Annotated in this window: 2 tRNA genes and 3 rRNA genes; all 5 read right to left on the minus strand. The window is 54.8% G+C overall.

Annotated features, from left to right (window positions below):
• Positions 1-116 precede the first annotated feature (116 nt).
• Positions 117-229: ribosomal RNA gene (gene rrf, locus QQJ86_RS15345) — 5S ribosomal RNA — on the minus strand.
• 121 nt (positions 230-350) lie between these two features.
• Positions 351-3,229, minus strand: a 23S ribosomal RNA gene (locus QQJ86_RS15350).
• A gap of 233 nt (positions 3,230-3,462) precedes the next feature.
• Positions 3,463-3,538: transfer RNA gene (locus QQJ86_RS15355), tRNA-Ala, on the minus strand.
• Positions 3,539-3,565: 27 nt separating this feature from the next.
• Positions 3,566-3,642 (minus strand) — tRNA-Ile (locus QQJ86_RS15360).
• Positions 3,643-3,751: 109 nt separating this feature from the next.
• Positions 3,752-5,296: ribosomal RNA gene (locus QQJ86_RS15365) — 16S ribosomal RNA — on the minus strand.
• The 16S, 23S and 5S rRNA genes sit together here with 2 tRNA genes alongside, the layout of an rRNA operon.
• Positions 5,297-5,521: the final 225 nt, after the last annotated feature.

The raw sequence follows: 5,521 nt of genomic DNA on the forward strand, positions 1-5,521 counted from the left end.
AGCGCTGTTGTTCGCATGTTCGGCGACGCGTCTGCATAGCCCTTGAGCAAACCCTGCAGCATGGCCCACAAAGCAAAACGCCTTCCCGATGGGGAAGGCGTTTTAAGGGATAAAGCCCCTGGCGGTGACCTACTCTTGCATGGAAGTCCACACTACCATCGGCGCAGCTGCGTTTCACTTCCGAGTTCGGGATGGGATCGGGTGGGGCCACAGCGCTATAGCCGCCAGGGAAGGGGTGGGAGCAGCGCTGGATAAGCGCCCGCTCCGCAGAGGGGTAAACGAGTGACAAGCGTCTGGTGAAATATCGAGATGGTTCGTTGGTTGCACACCACGAAGCGTCTTGGGGTTATATGGTCAAGCCGCACGGCTCATTAGTACGCGTTAGCTCAGTGCATTGCTGCATGTCCACACCGCGCCTATCAACCACCTAGTCTAGATGGGGCCTTAAGGAGACTTAAAGTCTCGGGAGATCTCATCTTGGGGCGTGCTTCCCGCTTAGATGCTTTCAGCGGTTATCACTTCCGTTCGTAGCTACCGGGCAATGCCATGGGCATGACAACCCGAACACCAGCGGAACGTCCACTCCGGTCCTCTCGTACTAGGAGCAGCCCCCCTCAAATCTCCAACGCCCACGACAGATAGGGACCGAACTGTCTCACGACGTTCTGAACCCAGCTCGCGTACCACTTTAAATGGCGAACAGCCATACCCTTGGGACCGGCTACAGCCCCAGGATGTGATGAGCCGACATCGAGGTGCCAAACACCGCCGTCGATATGAACTCTTGGGCGGTATCAGCCTGTTATCCCCGGAGTACCTTTTATCCGTTGAGCGATGGCCCTTCCATACAGAACCACCGGATCACTAAGACCTACTTTCGTACCTGCTTGATCCGTCGATCTTGCAGTCAAGCACGCTTATGCCTTTGCACACAGTGCGCGATGTCCGACCGCGCTGAGCGTACCTTCGTGCTCCTCCGTTACGCTTTGGGAGGAGACCGCCCCAGTCAAACTACCCACCATACACGGTCCCCGATCCGGATTACGGACCTAGGTTAGAACGTCAAGCACTTCAGGGTGGTATTTCAAGGTTGGCTCCACCAAGACTAGCGTCCTGGTTTCATAGCCTCCCACCTATCCTACACAGAAGAACTCAACGTTCAGTGTAAAGCTATAGTAAAGGTTCACGGGGTCTTTCCGTCTTGCCGCGGGAACGCTGCATCTTCACAGCGATTTCAATTTCACTGAGTCTCGGGTGGAGACAGCGCCGCTGTCGTTACGCCATTCGTGCAGGTCGGAACTTACCCGACAAGGAATTTCGCTACCTTAGGACCGTTATAGTTACGGCCGCCGTTTACTGGGGCTTCGATCAAGAGCTTCGCCTTGCGGCTGACCCCATCAATTAACCTTCCAGCACCGGGCAGGCGTCACACCCTATACGTCCACTTTCGTGTTTGCAGAGTGCTGTGTTTTTGATAAACAGTCGCAGCGGCCAGGTTACTGCGACCCGCTAGTGCTCAGTCACGCATGTGACCACACCGGCGGGCGCACCTTCTCCCGAAGTTACGGTGCCATTTTGCCTAGTTCCTTCACCCGAGTTCTCTCAAGCGCCTTGGGATTCTCACCCTGCCTACCAGTGTCGGTTTACGGTACGGTTTGCTGTAGCTGAAGCTTAGTGGCTTTTCCTGGAAGCGTGGTCTCAGTCACTTCGCCCTTATGGGCTCGTCTCGGTGCTCGGTGTATGGATGCCCGGATTTGCCTAAGCATCCCACCTACCGCCTTTCCCCGGGACAACCAACGCCCGGTAGACCTAACCTTCTCCGTCCCCACATCGCACTACAGTCAAGTGCTGGAATATTAACCAGCTTCCCATCGACTACGCATTTCTGCCTCGCCTTAGGGGCCGACTCACCCTGCGCCGATGAACGTTGCGCGAGGAAACCTTGGGCTTTCGGCGTGCGGGCTTTTCACCCGCATTATCGTTACTCATGTCAGCATTCGCACTTCTGATACCTCCAGCAGGCTTCTCAACCCACCTTCACAGGCTTACAGAACGCTCCTCTACCGCGCACACTTGCGTGTGCACCCCGAGCTTCGGTGTAGTGCTTAGCCCCGTTAAATCTTCCGCGCAGACCGACTCGACCAGTGAGCTATTACGCTTTCTTTAAAGGGTGGCTGCTTCTAAGCCAACCTCCTGGCTGTCTATGCCTTTCCACATCGTTTTCCACTTAGCACTAACTTGGGGACCTTAGCTGCGGGTCTGGGTTGTTTCCCTTTTCACGACGGACGTTAGCACCCGCCGTGTGTCTCCCGTACATTCTGTCCTGGTATTCGGAGTTTGCCATGGTTTACTAAGCCGCGATGGCCCGCTAGCCATAACAGTGCTCTACCCCCAGGAAGATTCATACGAGGCGCTACCTAAATAGCTTTCGAGGAGAACCAGCTATCTCCGAGTTTGTTTAGCCTTTCACTCCTATCCTCAGCTCATCCCCATCTATTGCAACAGATGTGGGTTCGGTCCTCCAGTGCGTGTTACCGCACCTTCAACCTGGCCAAGGATAGATCACTCGGTTTCGGGTCTACTGCCAGAGACTATGCGCCCTATTCAGACTCGGTTTCCCTTCGCCTCCCCTATACGGTTAAGCTTGCCACTGACAGTAAGTCGCTGACCCATTATACAAAAGGTACGCAGTCACCCTTGCGGGCTTCCACTGCTTGTACGTATACGGTTTCAGGGTCTATTTCACTCCCCTCTCCGGGGTTCTTTTCGCCTTTCCCTCACGGTACTTGTTCGCTATCGGTCAGTCAGGAGTATTTAGCCTTGGAGGATGGTCCCCCCATGTTCAGACAAGGTTTCTCGTGCCTCGCCTTACTCAATTTCATGCACCGTGCCTTTTCGCCTACAGGGCTATCACCTGCTATGGCCGGCCTTTCCAGACCGTTCGACTAAAACATGATGCACTTTTGGGCTACTCCCCGTTCGCTCGTCGCTACTGAGGGAATCTCGGTTGATTTCTTTTCCTCCGGGTACTTAGATATTTCAGTTCCCCGGGTTCGCTTCGCTGAGCTATGTATTCACTCAGCGATACTCCTTACGGAGTGGGTTTCCCCATTCGGACATTGCCGGATCAAAGCTTGTTGCCAGCTCCCCGACACTTTTCGCAGGCTGCCACGTCCTTCATCGCCTCTGACTGCCAAGGCATCCACCGTATACGCTTGGTCGCTTGACCATATAACCCCAAATCGCCTCGCGGCCATTCGTTGTCATACACCCAAACAACGCATTCGTCGTTTGCCTCAACGACACATCTCGGTTTGGCGAGATAAGTCTTGACTTATCTCATCCAGGTTTTACCAAGACGCTTGTCACTCGTTTACATTTTCAAAGAACACGAAGCTGGCCTCAACGCCAGTTCGCTTCAAAATCTTTTGTGTGCGCTACACATCCGTTTATCGTTAAAACTGGTGGAGCCAGTCGGGATCGAACCGACGACCCCCTGCTTGCAAAGCAGGTGCTCTCCCAGCTGAGCTATGGCCCCGTAAGTCCGGGTCGACATCCCAAATAATGGTGGGTCTAGGTGGACTCGAACCACCGGCCTCACCCTTATCAGGGGTGCGCTCTAACCACCTGAGCTACAGACCCATAAAGCTTCAGGCCCCGCTCCTTGCGGAGCAGACCTCTCACGCCGTCGGCGTGCGGATGTGCAGGTGTCTTGTGTGGACGTCTTGCGGCAGCGGTGCTGTCGCTCTCGAAAGGAGGTGATCCAGCCGCACCTTCCGATACGGCTACCTTGTTACGACTTCACCCCAGTCATGAACCACTCCGTGGTCGTCGCCCTCCTTGCGGTTAGGCTAACGGCTTCTGGAGCAACTCACTCCCATGGTGTGACGGGCGGTGTGTACAAGGCCCGGGAACGTATTCACCGCAGCATAGCTGATCTGCGATTACTAGCGATTCCGACTTCACGAAGTCGAGTTGCAGACTTCGATCCGGACTGGGATCGGCTTTCTGGGATTGGCTCCACCTCGCGGTCTCGCAACCCTCTGTACCGACCATTGTAGTACGTGTGTAGCCCTGGCCGTAAGGGCCATGATGACTTGACGTCATCCCCACCTTCCTCCGGTTTGTCACCGGCAGTCTCCTTAGAGTTCCCACCTTTACGTGCTGGCAACTAAGGACAAGGGTTGCGCTCGTTGCGGGACTTAACCCAACATCTCACGACACGAGCTGACGACAGCCATGCAGCACCTGTGTTCTGGTTCCCGAAGGCACTTCCGCATCTCTGCAGAATTCCAGACATGTCAAGGCCAGGTAAGGTTCTTCGCGTTGCATCGAATTAAACCACATACTCCACCGCTTGTGCGGGCCCCCGTCAATTCCTTTGAGTTTCAGTCTTGCGACCGTACTCCCCAGGCGGCGAACTTAACGCGTTAGCTTCGACACTGATCTCCGAGTTGAGACCAACATCCAGTTCGCATCGTTTAGGGCGTGGACTACCAGGGTATCTAATCCTGTTTGCTCCCCACGCTTTCGTGCCTCAGCGTCAGTGTTGTCCCAGATGGCCGCCTTCGCCACTGATGTTCCTCCCGATCTCTACGCATTTCACCGCTACACCGGGAATTCCACCATCCTCTGACACACTCTAGCTTTCCAGTATCCACTGCCATTCCCAGGTTGAGCCCGGGGATTTCACAGCAGACTTAAAAAACCGCCTACGCACGCTTTACGCCCAGTAATTCCGATTAACGCTTGCACCCTTCGTATTACCGCGGCTGCTGGCACGAAGTTAGCCGGTGCTTATTCCTCAGGTACCGTCAGCCCCACCGGGTATTAGCCGGTAGTATTTCGCTCCTGATAAAAGTGCTTTACAACCCGAAGGCCTTCTTCACACACGCGGCATTGCTGGATCAGGCTTGCGCCCATTGTCCAATATTCCCCACTGCTGCCTCCCGTAGGAGTCTGGGCCGTGTCTCAGTCCCAGTGTGGCTGATCATCCTCTCAGACCAGCTATCGATCGTCGCCTTGGTGAGCCTTTACCTCACCAACTAGCTAATCGAACATCGGTCCATCCAACCGCGCGAGGTCTTGCGATCCCCCGCTTTCTCCCGTAGGACGTATGCGGTATTAGCGTAAGTTTCCCTACGTTATCCCCCACGTCTGGGCAGGTCCCGATGTATTCCTCACCCGTCCGCCACTCGCCACCCACAGTATTGCTACTGCTGTGCTGCCGTTCGACTTGCATGTGTTAGGCATGCCGCCAGCGTTCAATCTGAGCCAGGATCAAACTCTTCACTTAAGTTTTCGAATGTCCGAAGACACTCTATCTTTCTGAAGCGTTTACCCTAACCTTAAAACGTCAAGCTTTTGAATTGACTCTTAGGTTAGACGCTTGCAATTAATGGACAATCATCCATCCACCGCAAGGCGCCCACACAAGTCACCTGCGCACACTGTCAAAGATCAATCACTTGCAACCTTCTCTTGAAGATCGCCCCGAAGCATTTCGTCCCGGGTGAGCCGC

Origin of the sequence: Dyella acidisoli, from assembly GCF_030160295.1 — a bacterium.
Taxonomy (GTDB): domain Bacteria; phylum Pseudomonadota; class Gammaproteobacteria; order Xanthomonadales; family Rhodanobacteraceae; genus Dyella_B; species Dyella_B acidisoli.